The following is a 20645-nucleotide window of genomic DNA, read 5'->3' on the forward strand; positions in this document are numbered from 1 at the left end:
TATCAAAAGGCTTACTTTTTCACAACCAAAAAGGTGTAAAAAGTAAGCCCCGTAATACCCATTCGTTTATTTAAGCGCTCAAGTTTTAAAGCAATAAAAACATATTATTACTGTTTAAGCTTTAGCCCATTAAAAACATACCTATGATTGCGCGTTGTGATAATTACTTATCCCTTTTAAATACCAGTGCCATTTATTGAGCTGCCCTGCCCATACCGCGCTTTACAAAGCCGCTTTATAACCCAACAAAACAACTTGAGCTAAACTCATGCCAAACTCATCAAACCAGTAGCAACCAAAGTACCCACATTAGTTAATTTAACTTTAAGGGGTTATTTTAGTAATTAATAGATTATTTTAGCCATCTAGACGTTGAAACGTTTTTTGTAAAGGCGTAGTATGTAGCCAATCTGAGCCAAACTCACTTTTCCCTTGAGAATTATTAAAGATGATTGATATAAAACACCTTAAAACTATTGCGACATTAAAAGACACCGGATCGTTAGTTAATACAGCCCGCGAATTATTTTTAACGCAATCAGCTTTATCTCATCAAATTAAAGACTTAGAAAACAAATTAGACTGCCAATTATTTGAAAGAAAAACGCAACCTGTGCGCTTTACGCCACAAGGAATGCTATTACTCGAACTTGCCAACGAAGTTTTACCTAAAGTAGAAGCTACTAAGTGCCGTTTAAAAGAAAGCCTTAATCAACCTATTTCCCAACTGCGCTTAAGTGTTGAATGCCATGCGTGTTTTCATTGGCTGCTGCCTACTATTAAAGAATTTAATAATTTTTGGCCAGATATTAAAATTGACTACGAACGCGGCTTTAGCTACGACGCTATACCAGATTTACTCAACGATGAGCTCGACTTAGTATTGACCTCAGATATACGCGATCCTGATAAACTTGAATACGCTCACTTATTTGATTTTAAATTAAAGCTTATCGTCGCCCCTGATCACGACCTAGCTAAAAAAGCATATGTAACGGCGCTTGATTTAAAAAACGAAACCATTATTTCGTATCCTATTCCGCGCGAGCGACAAGATATATTTAAACACTTTATTCAAAATGCCCGCTTTGACGGCACCTTAAAAAATGTAGACCAAGGCTTATTAATTTTTCAGCTAGTGAGTGCAGGAATGGGTGTAGCAGCGCTGCCTGATTGGTTGGTAACACCTTACGAAAGCCAAGGTTTAATTAAATCTATCCCGCTTGGTGCACTAGGGCTAACCCGCCCTATGTACCTAGCAATGAAAAAAGACATGAAAGACAACCCCGTTTATCGCCATTTTTTAAATACCTGTAAGCAAAATAACGGTCGATAAATCACAAACGAATAAGTAACATAAGGCCTATTGTGTTTTATGTTGCTTGTTATGTTTGAATTAAAAAAATTATTAGGTGGCTTAATAATGCCGTTACCGCTATTTGGTTTACTTGCTTTTGTAATGCTAGTTTTGGCGTTTCGTGCACGTAGGTCTGCTTTAGTAATCGCAAGTTTAAGTATATTGGCGCTTTTAGTATTAAGTACGCCGTTTGCTGCGCATCAACTGATTAAAAACAATGAGCCCGTGTCATTGGCCTTTAATGCACTAAAACACCCAACCCTTGATAAAATTGTTGTGCTGGGTTGCGACATAAACCCTAACCCCGCTTTAAGCGCTAATAATCAGCTAGGAAATTGTGCGCTTACTCGCTTGGTAGAAGGGGTTAAGCTTGCAAAAAAATACCCTAATGCAACGCTGATCGTATCTGGCGGTGGCTATAACAAAATAACAAATAGCGCGTTAATGAGCCAAACAGCAATAAATTTAGGGGTAAGTAAAAACCGCATAAAACAAAACCCACAGGCGATGGATACAGCCGCAGAAGCTAAACTCCTCGCGCCTAAGCTCGTTGATTTTAAGGTTGCACTGGTTACGTCTGTGCTACACATGCCGCGCTCAATAAACCTGTTTAATGCCCAGGGCATTGAGGTAATTCCTGCCGCTACGGATTATCACAATTTTGCGGCTTTACCTTTGTATAAACAATTTATACCAAATGCTGAGGCATTACGTGTAGTAACACAATATGCCCATGAAGTGATTGGGAATGCTTGGATAAGTATGCGCCGCTGGATAAACCCAGAGGCGCTGTAGAGTATATATAAATTTATACTGGGTTATCTATATCTATAAAGCTCACATCAAAACCATGTTCTTTAGCAAGTAGTTCACCAAGGGCTTTAATTCCGTAACGCTCGGTTGCATGATGCCCTGCTGCAAAAAAGTCTATATTTTGCTCTCGCGAGCTGTGAATAGTTTGCTCTGAGGCTTCACCCGTTAGGTATGCATCAATCCCCTGCTCTGCTGCTAAATCGATATAACCTTGCCCGCCTCCTGTACACAGGGCAACGGTGTTAATTTTTTCATCGCGTACAACACTACTTAAAGGTTCGCGGTTTAAAACTTTGGCTATTTTATTTGCAAACTCGCTACCTGTGAGCGGAGTTTTTAACCGTCCTTTCATAGCAACGCTATTAGTAACGGGTTCAAGCCCTGTCTCTATTTCAATATCGAGTAAATTAGCAAGTTGGGCGTTGTTACCTATAACAGGGTGAATATCAAGCGGTAAATGATAGGCAAATAAATTAATATCGTGCGCTAACAAAGCCCCAATACGGCGTTTTTTCATGCCTGTAATAGGTTGCGATTCACCTTTCCAAAAATAACCATGGTGAACCAAAACAGCATCGGCTTTTTTTTCTATCGCTGCATCAATGAGTGCTTGGCTTGCAGTCACCCCCGTAACAATCGTTCTGATTTCATTTTTACCTTCGACTTGCAGCCCGTTAGGACAAAAATCTTTAATTGTGTGAGGCTTTAAAATGTCGTTTAACAGTTGGTTAAATTCTCTACGTTGCATACTTATTACCTTACTCAGCACTGAATTTAGTGCAAATTTTGGCGTTTATGGGGCTAAAATGGAAGGAAAATCGCAAAAAATTGAAAAACAGTTGGAAAATAGGTATAAATACGGCTTCTTTATCTGTGTTCACAACGTATAGGGTCTCTGATGAGCAAACTAGACAAAACAGAAGTTTTATCTGCCTTTGAAGCTGCATATGAAGCTGCCAATGGTAAAAAACCTGAAATTACTACAAAACCTGGCTGGTACAGCATCGATGGTGGCAAAAACTTACGCCTAGCTGATGTAGCAGAGCTAACGAAAGAACTAAGCTCTGGCAAATCGCCTGCACAAGCTGAGCAAAAAGCGCCTGCGAAAAAAACTAAAACTAAAGCTGCTGCGCCTGTTAAAGCACAAAAAACAGCGCCGTTTACTGTTGTAACACAAAGCGAAGACGGCTACACAGCTGAAGAGCTTTGGATTGTTGAGCTTGCAAGTAAAGATCACGACTGTCGCTTACCACGCGGTGCTGTTTAAACAACATGTGATTAATAAAAAAGCCGCGTTAAGCGGTTTTTTTGTGCCTGTTTATCACCTTCTATCAATTCGCTTTATTAAATAATTTATTTTGAGCTAAAAAAAGCGGCTAATAGCCGCTTTTTAAACGTGTATTACAATTATAGCTTTTCAAAATAAAGTGGTTTTCGCTGCTTTTTACCCACTTCGTTCATTGTGCTTGCATCATATAAGCGCCCATTTATCATGGTGTAATCGACTTTATCTGAATCGCGAATATTTTTCAGCGGATCGCCATCAATAACAATTAAATCGGCAAGCTTACCTACTTCTAGCGAGCCTATATTTTTATCAAGCCCCAAGTATTTAGCAGGGTCAAGCGTAGAGGCTCTAATTGCTTCAAGTGAACTCATACCGCCTTGAGCAAACATCCACATTTCCCAATGTGCACCTAAGCCCTCGCGTTGTCCGTGAGCACCTAAATTTACCAGTACACCTAAATCTTGCAGCTCTTTAGCAACGCGGGCGTTATTAAAGTGGTTATAGTGATGATCGGGCGCTTTTACTCGGCGCATAGCACGTGGCAACAGCTGATTTTTAGGCACAAACTTACTTAAACGCGGGTGATTCCACACGTCCGTTTTATCGTACCAGTAGTTTTCTCCCCAAATTCCGCCATAGGCGACAACAAGCGTTGGGGTATAACCAACATCACTTTGCGACCATAATTGTTTTATATCATCGTAAATATGCTCAACCGGAATTGAGTGTTCAATGCCCGTATGCCCATCAACAACCATACTTAAGTTATGTTGTAGCAGTGAGCCGCCCTCTGGCACAACCATCATCTCAAGCTCACGCCCTGCTTCAATAACTTGTTGGCGCTGCTCACGGCGTGGCTGGTTATAAGATTTAACACTAAACGCCCCAACCTTTTTAAGACGCTCTAAATGAAATTTAGCATCATCTAGCGAATCAATATGCGAGGTGTAACCAGGCATATTTGCTCCATATAAAATGGTGCCGGTAGAAAAAATACGTGGCCCGACAATCATGCCGGCTTTTTGCATTTCACTGGCGGTAAATATTTCAGAGGTATCGTTTGATGGATCATGAATTGTTGTGACACCTAACGCTAAACCAGCATAGTTTTTCCAGTTTTGCTGAGGAATAATTTCATCGCTGGCTTGTGAGCCATGGGCATGCGCATCAACAATCCCAGGCATAATTGTTTTACCTGTTACATCGATAATTTCAGCCCCTTTGGGGATCGTTACCTCATCAGCAGTACCAATCGCTTTTATGCGTTTACCGTCTGTGATAATGACACCATTTTCAATGACTTGCTCACCCTTCATGGTAATAATGTTGGCGCCCTTTAGCGCAATCATGCCCTTTGGTGCAGCCATTTTTTTACTAAAGCTAATATTCTCACCGCTTTTTACTTTAAAGTCGGCATCATCGGCTTTATCAATAGCAAACATACCATCAAGGCTTGCATGATATAGCTCGGGCCCTAAGCTCCAGTAGAGAGTGTTACTTTGAGCACTCCAACTTATATTTTCACCCGCACGCACAGACAACTGCTCAATAGGAAACTGGTTATCTTTAGGGCTTATTGTGATAGGTGAGCCGCTTTCTACCAGCGGGGTAACAAATACTTTAAAGCGCTCAGCAAACGCTAAGTATTTACCATCTGGTGAGACTCGAAATTCAGTCGCATGCTCTGATTCGTAAAGTTTACGAACGTTTTTAGTTTCAAGCTCCACAACACTTAAGGTAGGCTTAGGCCAAGGGCTCATGATAAATACACGGTCATTGGCACTACCAAACTGAGGTTGATAACCACTTTTAGAAATAAGCTCGCTCTCTCCCCCTTTTGCGCTTACTTTATAAATACCTGGGTTGAGTGACCACTTAGGATTTAAAATACTTCCGCCGGTGGTTTTACGATAAACGATTGTTTTGCCGTCAGGACTAAAAGTAGGCTCAACGTATTTACCCGGCTCGCGGGTTATCGCCTCGCCGCGCCCGCTACGAGCAGAGACAACGCGAACAGTGCCTTGCTTAGTATCACTCCAGGTGGTGTAAACAATTTTTTTCCCATCGCGGGAGTACTGCGGGAACAGCTCATAATGATCAGTTTGTTTGGTTAAGCGCTTAATTTTACCAGAGTTTAAATCGCGTTTATAAATATAACCTAATGCTTCAAAAATCGCAGTTTCACCATCGGGGCTAACCTGCACGTTGCGCAACATTTTTACATCAAACTCATCGGTATCTAAATTTTGAGTAAAGCGTACCGCGGTTTGTATTTTTTTACTGGTGTTTACTTTAAAGGGAACACGCGCAACAGCTTTATCATCAACAGCAATTTTATGTATTGAACCGGAAGCCCAAAACACCAGTTCTTCGTTATCTGGGGTCCACGCAATTGTCGGATACACACCATGAATAGCCCAGGTTTCTTGCATATCGCGTTCAAGCTTGTCATAAAGCTTGGTGTGCTCACCACTGGTTAGGTCGTATAAGTACAAGCTTGTTTGAAAGTCATCACGTCTTATATAGGCAAGCTTTTTACCATCAGGTGAAGGTGTGGGTCTTATCGCACCGCCCATGCCTTGTATTATGGTTTCTATTTCGCCTGTTTCTCTATCGTAGCGCTTAATTTTATAAATACCGGCAACAGAATCTTTAGAGTAGTGAAAGGTTTTACCTGGTGTCGCGTCATGAGAAAAATAAACATAGCGCCCATCTGGTGAGAACATTGGCTCACCTAAGTCTTTTTGGTCGTTCTCACGTTTAGTAAGCTGAACACCTTTACCACCCGCTTTGTGATAGAGCCACACTTCTCCAGCCCCTAGTGAGCGACTAGCGGTAAAGTGTTTGCGTGCGACAAGGTAATCGCCATCAGGGCTCCATGCGGGGCTGTTTAAAAGTCTAAAGGTTTCGTTAGTCACAGCGTGTTGATTGCTACCATCAACATCCATAACCCAAATATTATCACCACCGCCTTGATCTGAGGTAAACGCAATGTGTTTCCCATCGGGGCTAAAGCTAGGCTGCATTTGCCAAGCAATATCTGAGGTGAGTTTAGTTGCTTCACCTCCGCTTATAGGCATAGTGTAAATGTCGCCAAGTAAATCAAACACCAGCGTGTTGCCATCAGGACTAACATCAATGTTCATCCATGTGCCTTGCTCTGTGCTAATGGTTGCATCTACAAACTCACCTTTTGGTGAGTCTACCTGCCACTTTTCTTGCTCTTCGTTTGCGTGCGGCTGACCTATTGCAAGGGCGACTGATAAAGCCAGTGCAGTGTGAAGCATTTTTTTCATGCATTTCTCGCTTGTTATTATTGCAGTTAAACTCTCTAACACGATTGCAACAAAAACAGCGCTAACTTGCCAGCGTTATCAGACCAAGTACCAAAAATTAATGCCAAACTATGGGGTCAAATTGGTAGTAATCCACCAGCATTCTATAAATTTCAGGGTCGTGCTGCCTAAGCTGCGCCGGCTTTTCTAAAAAGGTCTCTGTGAGTACTGCAAAAAACTCAGCCTCGTTGGTGGCCCCATAACTATGAATAACGTGAGGCATGTTATAAGCAACATGACTTTTTAACTGCACAAAGGCACGGCTAAACACTCGAGCCCATTCTTTATAAGCATTGGGGGTTTTTAATAATGGAGTGCCAGTGGTTTTTCCGGTTTCTTGGTCTAACTGGTGGGCAAATTCATGAAACACTAAATTATGGCCATCGCTTGGTAAACGATTCCCTTCAAGTACATCATGCCAACTTAGCACTAACGTGCCACCAGGCCACGACTCACCTAAGCGTACCGCGTTGTGGTAACTAACCAGCCCAGCACTATCTCGTGTAGATTGCGGCGCATAATACGCACTGGGGTAGAGTAAAATTTCTTTTACGTTTTTATAAAGTGGCCACGGTTTATTAAGCACTAACACACAGGCATCGGCAGCAACTATCAGCTTCATGGCGGGGGTTAGCTTTAGTCCGTCTCGGCCTAAAAAGCGCTTTTCATTTAAAAACCATATTATGTGGCGCTCAAGCTTGGCTCTGTCGTTATCCGTCATCTTTTTATAGATAGGCATGCAACGAAGGAGTATTTCTTTTTGTTGAGAGTTTAAAACCGCGTTTTTATATTTTTTATTCCAAAGCCAGTTTTGTAGTGCCTGCCAGCGCCAATAAATTACAACAAAAATAGCCAAAGCAAAAATGAGTAGCCCGTTTATCATGGGGACATCCAAAATAAGTTAGTCTCTTATTAATATGTGCGCATGCACTCATTTTCAATCAGATAATTTCTGTGCAATTTCGTCCGCTATTTTTAGCTTTGTATAATGCTTGATCTGCCCGCGATAAAAGGCGGTCGTAATCACCGACGTTGGTTGAGTCAGACAAGCCAAAACTGGCTGTTACACTTAACCCCTCACCAATGGCCGAAAAGTCATGCTGTGCAATGCTCTCGCGCAGTGCTTCGCATATGATTTTTGCTTCGCCGGCGGTTTTATCTGCAAAAACAATTGTAAACTCTTCACCGCCCCACCGTGCTATATGCTGGTTTTCTTGGCAGCCATTTTTAAGCAGCTCTGCAATAGTACAAATCACTTTGTCACCAATAATATGCGACCAGTTATCGTTAATCCGCTTAAAGTGATCAATATCCAGTATAGCTATGGCTAGCGGCCGGTTTTGCTGTTTGTAAGTGGCAAAGTTATGGGCAAGCCAGCTATCAAAAGCACGCCTGTTAGGCATGTCGGTAAGTTGGTCGTGCGTTGCTTGGTACGCAAACGCATTGGCTTGCGTTTGTAGGTCTTGGGTTTGTTTTTCTACGCGATTAGTCAGCTCTATTTCTATTTTTTTGTAGTGGTATAAACGGTATTTGTATATAGCAAAAATAACCATTAAAAATAATACAAATACTGCAAACTTAAATTGCGGTTTTTGCCAAAAAAATGACTGAATTACAATATTTACAGCTTGCTGATTATCTTGCCACTGTGCGTTAGGGTAACTTGCTCGTACCATAAAGGTATATTCCCCAGGCGGTAAGTTAGTGTACTCAGCACCGGTCATATGTTGGCGATTAACCCATTTATCGTTAAAGCCCTTTAATTGGGTTTGAAAATTTAATCGCTGCGGCATAATAAAGCTCAGCCCTGCATAATGAAACGATAAACGCGATACCCCCGGTGGCAAAAATACCGACTCTCCTTCAAGCGGAAGCGCAATAGGCTTACCATCTACAAAAATATTTTCAATAATGGTCGGCAGCGCAATTTGCGTCGATGCTTGTAAGCGCGCAGGTTTTACAGTACTCACCCCCTTTGCGGTTGCAAACCAAATACTCCCATCGTTATGCGTTACAGCCGAAGGGGTTGAACCTCCATTAGCCTGCGCACTTAACATCCCATCGCCTTCATCATACAGTTGATAGTTAAGCACGGGTGCTTTAGCGCTCGCGGGAGCATCGAGGATTTGCTGTATATGATTTTTATCGATTTGAATAATCCCGCGGTTGCTCGAGAGCCAAAATGAGCCATTGTGCGGCACCACTTGAAATAGTTTATCGATAGGTAAACCTTGTTCTAAGCCAAGCATTGCCATTTTTCCGCTTGTTAGCTCATAGCGCACTAAGCCTCTATCTGTGGCCATCCAGGTATAGGTAACATCAATATAAAACCCAAACGCATATTGCGCAGAAAACTCACGAGGGAATTCAACCGTTGTAAATTGCTCACTAACAATATCAAATACCACCACCCCATTGCCGGTACCTACCCAAATATTGCCCGCGTTATCTTCACTAAGTGCAAGTACAAACCCACTTGGTAAGTCTTTTTTATTTGTAAATTGATTTAAGCTGCCATCTTCATTGATGCGCGTCAGCCCCATAGCAGAGCCTATCCACAAACGGTTTTTAGAATCAAATAATAAAGCCCTTACTTCGTTACTTCCAAGGCCAGTGCTACGATTAATAAACGGCGTAAAGGTATTATTAACTATTTTTAAAACACCTGAGGTATACGTCCCTGCCCACACACTACCGTCGGGTGCTTCGTGTAAACTGAGCACAGAATAAGGACTGCTTTGTTTAGAGCCTGAAACCAAGGTAGCGCGATTATTTTTTATTATATTTAAGCCAGAGCTTCCCCCCACCCATAAACTGCCATCGGAGTGAGAAAGCACTGTGCGGGTATAATCCCCCGCTAAACCTCTTTTTTGGGTCCACGATGAAAACGGCGACTCACGCAGGCGAAACAATCCGGCGTTTGTGCCAATCCAAATACTGTTTTCTCTATCTTGTAACAAAGATAAAATACGGTTGGCGGGTAATCCGTTATTGGCATCTAACTGCTCTACGCCATCGGGCGATAACCTAAATACCCCTTTATTAATTGTGCCAAACCATAAGTCTCCATGGTTATCCTCTAGTAAGCTAGAAATAGATTCATTGCTAAGCTTTTCATGTATTGGCTGAAACTGCGCCTTGGTTTTGATCCACGCGCCTTTTTCGCTTCCCACAATAAGCGAGCCACCACGGGTAATTAATAAGTTATAGACAGGTGCATTTGGTAAACCAAAGTGTGGTGTCATTAAGGTCGGTATTTTGTTGTGTATTTTATAAAGGCCTGCACTGGTTGCTGCCCAAATAACCCCATCGTGATCTTCTATAACCCGATAAGCACTCACATTTTTAATAATTGCAAGGTCGGTATCGCTGTTATGTTCACGATAAAACACGCCGTCGTTTTCAAGGGCTAACCATAGGCTTTGATCAGCACTTTCAATTAAATGATTAACCATGGTTGATGCTGATCGCTTGGTATCCCACTGCCTATGTTGATATAAGCTAATTCCTCCGCGCGACCCCGCTATGTATAACCCACCACTATTTGTGGGAGTGAGTGCCCTTAAACCCGAGTCGGGTAAGTTATTAATATGAGCACGGGTTAATATTGTAAACTCTTGGCCATTAAAACGTGCCAAACCTTCCCATGTAGCAACCCATAAGTAGCCATCTTGGGTTTGCGTAACGCTATTAATACTGTTGTGTGGCAATCCAGAACGGGTATTCCATGTTTCAGAAAAATAATCACTTAACGGTAAACGGGTTTGCTCTTGGGCTTCACATAAAAACATGACGAAAAAAGAACATATAATGCTTAATTGTCTCATCATCAACTGCCTTAGTTATTCTTTTACTTGTGTGTAAGCGTTTTATCGTTATTTAAAAGGAGTAGGAAAGAATTTACTTGGCACTGAGCACACCAAAATTGTGCGCTCCAACAAAGCGTTAAAATCCCTATACGCATTGGGTGAATACACTAGGGTTTGTTTAAGCGCTAAAAGCGCGTTAATTAAAACTAAACAATAGCGTAAACAACTAATAATACGTGCTAAAAAGCACCTTAAATAAGTCGCTAAAACTTAATGTCGTAAACGTATCAGCTAATCGTTACAAATTAACTTATATCGCCTATCTAACTAAAAATACTACCATAGCAAATAAATACATTGCATTAACTAAATTCAATTAATCTTTACAAAAGTCGTCAATATTGTTTTGTAATACGTTTATAAACGCTGCGACGTGTAAACCGTCCATTAGCGAATGATGCACATCAATCGAAAACGGCATTAGGCCCGTGGTTTTATCGTATTGACCAAACACAAATTTAGGAATACCTAAACTTTTCCCTTCACTAAAGGCATGCGAAAAACTACTAAAGTTCAGCCAAGGTAAAACCGATATATGTATCAAATCGGCCTGCCCTTCGGTTTGATTAAACGCCTGAGAAAATAACGGTTGAGATTTAGCATTGGCGCTTATAGCTGTGGCGTGCTGAGCAAATTCTTCAAGGCAAGGCGAATAATTAAAGTAACTAAATATAAACGAATCATCACTAGCAAGCTCTACCACACTGGCTCTTACTTGCTTTAAGCGCCATGGGCATTCATTTATAATTCTTAGCATAATCGGGTTATAAGCGTGGCAAGCTTTTAATGTGGCATGCACATATGCTTGAAAAAAAGACAGTTTATTTTGTTTACAATATTCAAATAAAGGCTTGGCGTTAAGTGTTACGCACACATTAAAATATGGCTGGGTAAAGTTTTTAAATAATTCGAAGTGTTGTTGGCGAGGCCATGTATCAAGGTCGATGGGCTCCATTAAGGCATTTGTATCAGTCATAATATCCATAAGCTTGTCGTTAACGATTAGGCCGCATTGCCTTAAGGGTCTTGGCCACAAAATTACCACGCCATAGAGTATAAACAAAAAAGGCGTACCACTGTACGCCTTAGTTTAAATAAACGGGGTAAATTTACAGGCCGTTTTGAATTATCTCTTGCGCTAACTCATCGGCAATCAAATGCGTTGATTTTTGCTCTTTTTCACTACGGGTGAATATTTCGGTTAAGGTATCAAAAATACCTTCAACATGCTTATTAGACGCCGCCTCACTGTAGCCTTGTGGTGCAGTTTCGTAATATACATTAATAATGCCACCAGCGTTAATAACGTAATCGGGTGCATACAAAATACCTTTTTCACGAAGTACTTCACCGTGACGAGACTGCGCTAGCTGATTATTAGCACACCCAGCAATAATGGTTGCCTTAATACGTACAATGGTTTCATCATTAATGGTGGCACCTAATGCACAAGGTGCGTATACATCAACATCAAGGTCGTAAATTTCATCAATACCCACCGCCGTAGCACCAAAGTCATTTACTACCCGCTCTACAGCATCTTGATTGATATCTGTTACAAATAATTTTGCACCAGCTTGGGCTAAATGCTTACATAAACCATAGGCGACTGCACCTAAACCTTGTACCGCCACTTTAATGCCCGCAAAATCTTGATGCCCACGTTGGTGCTGTAATGCCGCTTTAATTCCTAAAAACGTACCGTAAGCTGTAAAAGGTGACGGATTACCGCTTTTCCCTTCCAAGCCCAGCACATAATTCGTTTCTTTATTCATTAATGCAACGTCATCACATGTAATGTTTACATCTTCGGCAGAATAGTAACGGCCATTTAATCGCTCTAATTGGCGACCAAAAGCTCGAAATAACTGCTCTGACTTAATCTCTTTTGCATTGCCAATTATAACTGATTTACCACCACCAAATGGCAGGCGAGCAACCGCATTTTTATAGGTCATCCCTTTAGAGAGACGTAAAACATCGTAAACGGCATCTTCATCGTTGGCATATTCCCACATTCTACAACCACCAACAGCAGGGCCAAGGTTAGTATTATGTACGGCAATAATTGCTTTTAAACCTGACGCTTCGTCAGAACAAAAAACCACTTGTTCGTGGTTATCAAATTCAGCTTGATTAAACACAGCCACTGTAATTACTCCAAAATAGTTTACCCGTGAGAGGGATGAGCGCTGGAAATTGACGAAACTTTACCACTTCATTTTTAAGGGTGCCACATAATGAGAAGTTAAACCCGTAAAAAGCCAGCCTTGTGAATTAATAAATCTAAATAACAACAAAATACGGATATAAAATTCAAAAAAAGGCATATAAATTAAATTTAAAGCTAACAACACCGTTAAAAAGCGCCTTCACATTTACGTGAACGTAAAGGTAACACCAAGTGTAAACCTTGTATTACACAGTTCCCCTCCCAGCAAAGTCGCACAGTGTATAGGTTTATGAAGAAAAAAGCAGATTTACTACAACTGGTCTGAGGTGTTTATTTGAAGGGGCAATTTGCGCTTTTTTAATATTTCATAAAACAAATACAAAAAAAGCGAGCCTAAGCTCGCTTTTTTATTAGATTACGTAAACCTTTATTTAAGCTTACCGTCTAGCTCTTCAATTTTAGCTTTCCAAATTGCAGGGCCTTGCGTGTGTGCGTTAGCACCTTCGCTGTCTACAGCAACCGTAACTGGCATATCTTCTACTTCAAATTCGTAGATTGCTTCCATACCTAAATCTTCAAAGGCAACCACGCGTGCTTTTTTAATTGCTTTAGATACTAAGTATGCCGCACCACCTACAGCCATTAAATAAACCGATTTATGCTCTTTAATCGACTCAACTGTAGCAGGACCACGCTCAGCTTTGCCTATCATGCCTACAATGCCGGTTTTTTCTAGCATCATATCGGTAAATTTATCCATACGTGTTGCGGTTGTAGGGCCTGCAGGGCCTACAGCTTCATCACCTACAGCATCAACTGGACCAACGTAATAAATAAACTTATTATCAAAATCAACGCCCTCAGGTAAACCTTCACCTGAATTGATCATATCTTGTAAGCGTTTATGAGCAGCATCACGGCCTGTTAAAATAGTGCCTGAGAGTAAAACAGTTTCTCCCATTTTCCACTCGCGGGTGTCTTCTTTAGTTAACGTATCTAAATTAACACGGCGAGTTCCTTCACCTACTTCAAATGTCACTTCTGGCCAGTCTTCTAGCTTAGGCGCTTTTAAATCTGCAGGGCCTGAGCCGTCTAGTGTAAAGTGTACGTGGCGCGTAGCTGCACAGTTAGGGATCATCACAACAGGTTTTGATGCCGCATGCGTAGGCGCTGTTTTTACTTTAATATCAACAACCGTGGTTAAACCACCTAAACCTTGTGCGCCAATACCTAGTTTGTTAGCACGTTCAAAAATTTCTAAACGCAGTTTTTCTTCCGTTGTTTCTGCCCCGCGCTCCATAAGCTCATGAATATCAACCGGGTCCATTAACGACTCTTTTGCCATTACCGCTGCTTTTTCGGCGGTTCCACCAATGCCTATACCTAGCATGCCTGGCGGGCACCAACCAGCGCCCATTGTCGGTAGCGTTTTTTCTACCCATGCAGCTACATCGTCAGATGGGTTTAGCATAACCATTTTACTTTTGTTCTCTGAGCCGCCGCCTTTCGCTGCAACCATTACTTCTACTTCGCCGCCCGCCACTAAATCAATGTGTACAACTGAAGGGGTATTATCTTTAGTGTTTTTACGTGTGCCAGCAGGGTCAGCTACAATAGACGCTCGTAGTGGATTATCTGGATTTAAATATGCGCGACGTGTGCCTTCATCAACCATTTGTTGTACGGTTAAATCTGTTTTATCCCACTTAACATCCATCCCTACTTTTACAAAACAGGTAATAATACCCGTGTCTTGACACAATGGACGCTTGCCTTCAGCCGACATACGCGAGTTAATTAAAATTTGCGCGATTGCATCTTTTGCAGCCTTGCTTTGTTCTTTGTTGTAGGCTTTTTCTAGCGCTTGAACAAAATCAAGGGGGTGATAAAAAGAGATATATTGCAACGCATCTTCAATGCTATCAATAAAGTCTTGCTGACGGATTGTACTCATAGTGGTTCCTTAAGTTAGCGTTACGCTTAAGCGTAATCTATACCAAACCGGTGACGGTGGTTTGCACTGTTTTAATTACAACGTAGATTTGATACTAAACGCTGCCAAAAAAATTTGACTTATGATACCCTCCCAGCCCGTTTCGAGCCAGTTCTTAAAGGGGCAGTAAATGCTAAACAATGAAAAAAATTGTGTAAAATTAGCCATAACACAAAACTGCATTGATGTTTTCGCGCATTTTGCGCATTTACCCTATGCCGTATTACTAGACTCAGCCAATAGCGAGCACATAAATAGTCGCTTTGATATTATTGCGATAGAGCCTCATGCTATTTTAGAAGTAAACAACAATCAAAGCGTATTTAATCAGCAGCTTGACTCGCGTAGCCCCTTTACAATAATGAACGATGAGCTAAGTAAACTTAGTGCGCAAAAAGCCGCTAATAACCTGCCTTTTAACGGCGGTTGGCTTGGTTATTTTGGTTACGATTTAGGGCGTATTATTGAGCACATGCCACGCACGGCAAAACACGATATAACGTTGCCACAAATGGCCATTGGCCTTTATTTAGATGCGCTTATATTTGATAAACACCAGCAAAGCTGGTTTTACGTTTCTCAACCTGAGGTGAACCGTTTAGCGCTTTACCAGCAATATTTAGCAAACGATATAGTACCAGCACAGTTTTCGCTAACCAGCGATTGGCGCTCAAATATGAGTGAACATGAATACGCTGACAAATTTGCGCAAATACAAGATTATTTAAAAAGTGGTGATTGCTATCAAATCAACCTAGCCCAGCGCTTTAGTGCCGGTTTTAAAGGCGACCCTTTCCAAGCCTACAAAGTATTGCGTGAGGCTAATAAAGCGCCATTTTCTAGCTTTATTAATCACCCACGTGGCGCCATTTTATCAATATCGCCAGAGCGCTTTATTGCAGTTCACGACAATATAGTTGAAACAAAACCTATCAAAGGCACTTTGCCACGCATGGCAGATGCAATCGCCGACCAACAGCAAGCCAGAGCCCTTGAAAACTCAACCAAAGACCGCGCAGAAAACGTAATGATTGTTGATTTACTGCGTAACGATTTAGGTAAAGTTGCAAAACCTGGCTCTGTAAAGGTGCCCTCACTTTTTGCTATTGAGAGCTTTCCGGCAGTGCATCACTTAGTGAGTACCGTAACGGCAGAGCTAGATGAAAGTAAAACGTGTGTTGATCAGCTTGAAGCAGCATTTCCCGGTGGGTCAATCACCGGCGCGCCTAAAATTAGAGCTATGGAGATAATTGAAGAGCTAGAGCCTCATAGGCGTAGTATTTACTGTGGCTCTATAGGGTATTTAAGCGCCTGCGGTAATATGGACACCAGTATTACAATCCGTACATTGGTTTGTCATAAAGAACACATTTATTGCTGGGCCGGTGGTGGTATTGTCGCTGATTCTAAAGTCGAATTGGAATACCAAGAAACATACGATAAAGTGAATAAAATACTTCCTTTATTAAAACAGTAGAACGCTTTGAATAGTGAACATATTATGGCGCGGTTTCAGCTAAGCCCTACTGCTGCGCCAAATCAAATAAAAGATACCCGTAAAAAGCGTGCCAGTGCGGTTATGCTGCCTATTATTGATGTTGATAACCACGCGCATATTTTATTGTGCAAACGCCCTACTTATTTACATCATCACCCTGGGGAAATTTGTTTACCCGGCGGTAAGTTTGAGCAAAGCGATAAACACCTGCGCACCACAGCGCTTCGAGAACTACACGAAGAGCTTAATATAGCGCCAAGTAATGTTAAAGTGCTCGGGCAGCTGCCACAATACTCTACCCTAACAGGCTTTAGCATTAGCCCATTTGTGGGTTTACTTGATGAACACACAGTATGGGAGAACGATTATAATGAAGTGCAAGCTAGCTTTTTACTGTCGCTTACCCAGCTTTCAAACGAGGCCAATTGGCAGCCTATTCCTTTTCAACGTTTTGGCAAAACCATCACCTTGCAAGGGTTTAGTACACCGCACGGATTACTGTGGGGAGCAACGGCTAGCATTATAAAAAACTTTACAAAACAGCTTGCCCTACCAGTGTAAAACTTACGGCCAAATAGTTACATAATATAGAATTAACGTTATGATACTCGACCGTTCAAAGAACAGCTTTCGGGCTGAGTAAATAAAGTAGAGACCCATAGTATGATCAGTGCATTTGATATGTTTAGCATTGGTATTGGCCCATCGTCGTCACATACCGTTGGCCCAATGCGTGCCTCGCGCTTATTTGTTAATGACCTACAAGAGCAGCAACTTTTAACCTCTGTTACCGATATAAAGGTAGAGCTTTATGGCTCACTGGGTCAAACCGGCGTAGGCCATGGCTCTGGTAAAGCCGTTATATTAGGGCTTGCCGGCTATGACCCAGAAACAATAGATGCCGATTTAGTTGACGATATCCTTGCCACTATTGAAAAAGAGCAAGTGATATACCTCAACCAAACCCATAAAGCGAACTTTCCTAAGCAAGGGGCTATTGTTTTTCATCGCCGCAAAACCTTACCTAAGCACTCTAATGCAATGGAAATTATTGCCTCAAATAATGGCGAAAAAGTATATAGCAAAGTGTACTATTCTATTGGCGGCGGCTTTATTGTTACCGATGAAGAATTTGAAAACGAAAAACAAGCAGCCCTTGATATACGCGAGCAAAACCCGGCTCCTTACCCGTTCGAAAGTGCAAAAGATTTACTAGAGCTGTGTAAAGAGTCAGGCTTTAGTGTATCTACTTTAATGATGCATAACGAAAAAACGCTGCGCAAAGAAGACGATATTAAAGACGAGTTGTTTAATATTTGGCAAGTAATGAAAGCCTGTATTGAACGTGGTATGCGCACCGAGGGAATTTTACCAGGTGGTTTAAAAGTTAAACGCCGTGCACCTAGTTTGTATTTAAAGCTAAATGTAGAAGTGAGTAATGACCCACTCAGAGCAATGGATTGGGTGGATTTATTCGCCTTAGCCGTAAATGAAGAAAATGCCGCAGGTGGGCGCGTAGTCACGGCGCCAACAAATGGTGCTGCGGGTATATTGCCGGCCGTTTTAATGTACTACCACACATTTATTAAAGAAGTGGACCGCGACATAGCCACACGCTATTTATTAACCGCAGCGGCGATTGGTATTTTATACAAAAAAAATGCCTCTATTTCGGGCGCAGAAGTAGGCTGCCAAGGTGAAGTAGGTGTTGCCTGTTCAATGGCTGCCGGCGCACTCACCGAAATTGTTGGAGGTAATGTAGTACATGTTGAAAACGCCGCCGAAATAGGCATGGAGCATAATTTAGGCCTAACCTGCGACCCTGTAGGCGGATTGGTACAAGTACCGTGTATTGAGCGCAATGCCATGGGCGCCATTAAAGCAATTAATGCCTCTCGCCTAGCAATACGTGGCAGTGGCGAGCAAAAGGTGTCGCTTGATAAAGTGATTAAAACCATGCTCGATACTGGTAACGACATGAAAACCAAATATAAAGAAACCGCACGCGGTGGATTAGCGGTAAACATTATTGAATGTTAAGCGTATAAAAACAAAAAACCGCGGATTTTAGCAATACGCGGTTTTTTAGTATTTATATAATTAAAGTCTTACTATTTTACTGGCAGTTCTATGTCGGCAAATAACGCATCAACATCTTCTTGATTACGTAATAAGCTTGCTCGCTCCACTCGCTCTTTAGTTAAATGCGGGGCAAAACGCTCAATAAAGTCATACATATAAGTACGTAAAAAACTGCCCTTTCTAAAGCCAATTTTAGTTGTGCTAGCTTCAAATAAATGGCTGGCATCAATACACACTAAATCTGTGTCACTTAATTGATCAACGGCCATTGAAGCGACTACACCTACACCTAGCCCTAACCTTACATAAGTTTTAATTACATCGGCATCGGTTGCAGTAAACACAATGTGCGGCTCAAGGCCGTGCGCGTTAAATGCTTTATCAAGCTCAGAGCGCCCAGTAAACCCAAATACATACGTAATAAGCGGATACTGCGCTATATCGGCAACGGTTAAATTGTCGGCCTTTTGTGCTAGAGGATGATCTTTTGCCACCACAATGCTGCGGTTCCAATGATAGCAAGGCAGCATAACTAAATCTGAGTATAAATGAAGTGCTTCAGTTGCAATGGCAAAATCTGCATCACCGCGCGCTGCTGCATCAGAAATCTGTTGTGGTGTACCTTGATGCATATGCAGCGAAACAGCTGGGTATTTTTTCATAAAGCCCTGAATAACACTTGGCAAAGCATAACGTGCTTGCGTATGTGTTGTGGCTATATTTAGTTTACCCTGATCAGGCAGCGTGTGCTCATTAGCAACCGCTTTTATACCTTCGACTTTAGATAAAATTTCGCGAGAAATGTTAATTATTTCTTCGCCGGCACCTGTAACATGCGTTAAATGCTTACCACTGCGGCCAAAAATTTGTACACCTAGCTCATCTTCAAGCATGCGCACTTGTTTAGATATACCAGGCTGTGAGGTAAATAAACTCTCAGCAGTTGCTGATACGTTTAGCTTATGGTTTTGAACTTCTACGATGTATCTAAGTTGTTGTAATTTCATGGTTGCAGTTTTTAACGTTATTATTAAGCTTATATGATGGTAATACTAAGCAAAACCAAGTTTAATTTAGTTAAAACTTGGCAAAGTAAGCACGTATATTTTCATTATTTAAGCATTAAGGCTAGCATAATAAACCCGCTGCAGATAGCGATGTTTATTCAGGTTCAACTTATAATACATTATTCTTATATCTAATTTTTAACATATTTTTAAGTTAATCAGCGCAAAGCTACCCTCAAAGCATATATTTGATGTAATATAAAAAAATAGATTATGAATCCGAGAATTAAGCCATGATCGTTTCGATTATAATTGTGCTTATAGTGGCACTGATAGTGATTGCACTGTGGGTAAGCGCTGTGCAGCAGCATAAAGAAAAGCAAGAAATTGAACGTCGCAAAGAATTAACAAAACAAAAAGCGATAATTGAAGAAACCGAAGAAGCACTTATGAATAGCGCTAATATTCCGCTTTCTGAAAACATTATACGCGTTTTACAACGTAGATGTTACGAAGCACTTAACGCTATGGTGAACCATTCACCTAATTCTAAAGCATTAAAAAGCAGAATGAACGAAGCTAAAGAAAAGCTAAGTGGTGCAGTTCAAGGTAATAGCAGCGACAATTTATCGTTACCAAGTAACGATAAGCAGTTAGTCTCATTAATTCAGGGCATAAAAAAGCTTAGAGTTATTATGCGCTCTGAGCACAGTAAAGGCCGTGTAGATAGCCAAATATTTGCAGCAGAAGATAAGCGCCTTGAAAAGTTACAACTCAGAATTAACATAGAAAGCCAAATTAAACGCGGTTTATCTGCTCGTTCAGCGAGCATGGTGGGCTCTGCTAGGCAATATTTTGAAAAAGCCTATGCCACACTTAGTGCCGTTACCTATTCTGATGAATACGTAAACGCAAAACGCCAAGAAGTTGAAGCCTATTTAGAAGAAATAAGCACCGAACTAAAAGCATCAAACGCCACTGCCCTGAAGAAAAAAGCAGAAGCAGAGCAAGATGACTTGGACGTATTATTTGCACCTAAAAAGAAATGGTAATTTTAAATACCCAAAAGAAAGCCCATACATAATGTATGGGCTTTTTTGTATCTGTTAAGCTATTTTTACCAATGGGTAAATACTAACGTATTTGAGGCACTACCTAGCGCTAACTACGTTATAAACGCTCATTTACCACAACATAGATACGCAAGGTATAACAATGCAGTGGCAATGA

At 41.3% G+C, this 20645-nt stretch carries 15 protein-coding genes; 7 read left to right on the forward strand and 8 right to left on the reverse strand.

Annotated elements, in window-relative coordinates:
* Positions 1-448: 448 nt before the first annotated feature.
* Together EJ103_RS10200 and EJ103_RS10205 are read left to right on the forward strand one after the other, a co-directional pair.
* Positions 449-1336, forward strand: coding sequence for a LysR substrate-binding domain-containing protein (locus tag EJ103_RS10200; protein ID WP_004588141.1), 888 nt, complete (start codon positions 449-451; stop codon positions 1334-1336).
* A gap of 51 nt (positions 1337-1387) precedes the next feature.
* Entirely contained in the window at positions 1388-2152 is a 765-nt protein-coding gene (locus tag EJ103_RS10205; RefSeq protein WP_241232268.1) for an ElyC/SanA/YdcF family protein, read from the forward strand.
* A gap of 13 nt (positions 2153-2165) precedes the next feature.
* Here the strand turns inward: EJ103_RS10205 and EJ103_RS10210 are convergent, their stop codons facing one another.
* On the reverse strand, positions 2166-2918 hold the full coding sequence (locus EJ103_RS10210) for a Nif3-like dinuclear metal center hexameric protein (protein WP_029772134.1): 753 nt from the start codon (positions 2916-2918) through the stop codon (positions 2166-2168).
* Between the two features lie 150 nt (positions 2919-3068).
* Between EJ103_RS10210 and EJ103_RS10215 the strand changes: the two genes are divergently transcribed.
* Positions 3069-3437 (forward strand): hypothetical protein, encoded by a 369-nt coding sequence (locus EJ103_RS10215; RefSeq protein WP_126007525.1) that lies wholly within the window; start codon positions 3069-3071, stop codon positions 3435-3437.
* Between the two features lie 140 nt (positions 3438-3577).
* Here EJ103_RS10215 and EJ103_RS10220 read toward each other — a convergent pair whose 3' ends face one another.
* The 6 genes from EJ103_RS10220 to EJ103_RS10245 form a co-directional block, all read right to left on the reverse strand.
* Positions 3578-6754: an amidohydrolase family protein gene (locus EJ103_RS10220; RefSeq protein WP_126007527.1), complete on the reverse strand. Its 3177-nt coding sequence runs from the start codon at positions 6752-6754 to the stop codon at positions 3578-3580.
* Between the two features lie 97 nt (positions 6755-6851).
* Positions 6852-7676, reverse strand: coding sequence for a M90 family metallopeptidase (locus EJ103_RS10225; RefSeq protein ID WP_004588146.1), 825 nt, complete (start codon positions 7674-7676; stop codon positions 6852-6854).
* Between the two features lie 58 nt (positions 7677-7734).
* Positions 7735-10623 (reverse strand): two-component regulator propeller domain-containing protein, encoded by a 2889-nt coding sequence (locus tag EJ103_RS10230; protein WP_232423999.1) that lies wholly within the window; start codon positions 10621-10623, stop codon positions 7735-7737.
* Positions 10624-10978: 355 nt separating this feature from the next.
* Positions 10979-11617: a CatA-like O-acetyltransferase gene (locus tag EJ103_RS10235; RefSeq protein ID WP_083901813.1), complete on the reverse strand. Its 639-nt coding sequence runs from the start codon at positions 11615-11617 to the stop codon at positions 10979-10981.
* 154 nt (positions 11618-11771) lie between these two features.
* The gene (locus EJ103_RS10240) at positions 11772-12812 is read right to left on the reverse strand and encodes a Glu/Leu/Phe/Val dehydrogenase (protein WP_004588149.1); all 1041 of its coding nucleotides are present in this window, start codon (positions 12810-12812) and stop codon (positions 11772-11774) included.
* 450 nt (positions 12813-13262) lie between these two features.
* Positions 13263-14789: a fumarate hydratase gene (locus EJ103_RS10245; RefSeq protein ID WP_004589406.1), complete on the reverse strand. Its 1527-nt coding sequence runs from the start codon at positions 14787-14789 to the stop codon at positions 13263-13265.
* Between the two features lie 169 nt (positions 14790-14958).
* Here EJ103_RS10245 and pabB point away from each other — a divergent pair, with 169 nt between their 5' ends.
* The 3 genes from pabB to EJ103_RS10260 all read left to right on the forward strand — a co-directional run bounded on the left by pabB (position 14959) and on the right by EJ103_RS10260 (position 18366).
* Positions 14959-16305: an aminodeoxychorismate synthase component I gene (gene pabB / locus EJ103_RS10250; protein WP_126007529.1), complete on the forward strand. Its 1347-nt coding sequence runs from the start codon at positions 14959-14961 to the stop codon at positions 16303-16305.
* Positions 16306-16311: 6 nt separating this feature from the next.
* Positions 16312-16887 carry a CoA pyrophosphatase gene (locus EJ103_RS10255; protein ID WP_039972509.1) on the forward strand — a complete coding sequence of 192 codons (576 nt, stop codon included), beginning with the start codon at positions 16312-16314 and terminating at the stop codon, positions 16885-16887.
* 102 nt (positions 16888-16989) lie between these two features.
* Positions 16990-18366, forward strand: a complete 1377-nt coding sequence (locus EJ103_RS10260; RefSeq protein WP_004589403.1) for an L-serine ammonia-lyase — start codon at positions 16990-16992, stop codon at positions 18364-18366.
* Positions 18367-18437: 71 nt separating this feature from the next.
* Here the strand turns inward: EJ103_RS10260 and cysB are convergent, their stop codons facing one another.
* On the reverse strand, positions 18438-19415 hold the full coding sequence (gene cysB / locus EJ103_RS10265; protein WP_024032357.1) for an HTH-type transcriptional regulator CysB: 978 nt from the start codon (positions 19413-19415) through the stop codon (positions 18438-18440).
* A 293-nt stretch (positions 19416-19708) separates the two neighbouring features.
* On the opposite strand from cysB, the gene EJ103_RS10270 reads away from it, so the two are divergent.
* Positions 19709-20467, forward strand: a complete 759-nt coding sequence (locus tag EJ103_RS10270) for a hypothetical protein (protein ID WP_126007531.1) — start codon at positions 19709-19711, stop codon at positions 20465-20467.
* Positions 20468-20645 lie beyond the last annotated feature (178 nt).

It is taken from the genome of Pseudoalteromonas sp. Xi13 (assembly GCF_003952205.1).
In the GTDB taxonomy this organism is placed as follows: Bacteria; Pseudomonadota; Gammaproteobacteria; order Enterobacterales; family Alteromonadaceae; genus Pseudoalteromonas; species Pseudoalteromonas atlantica.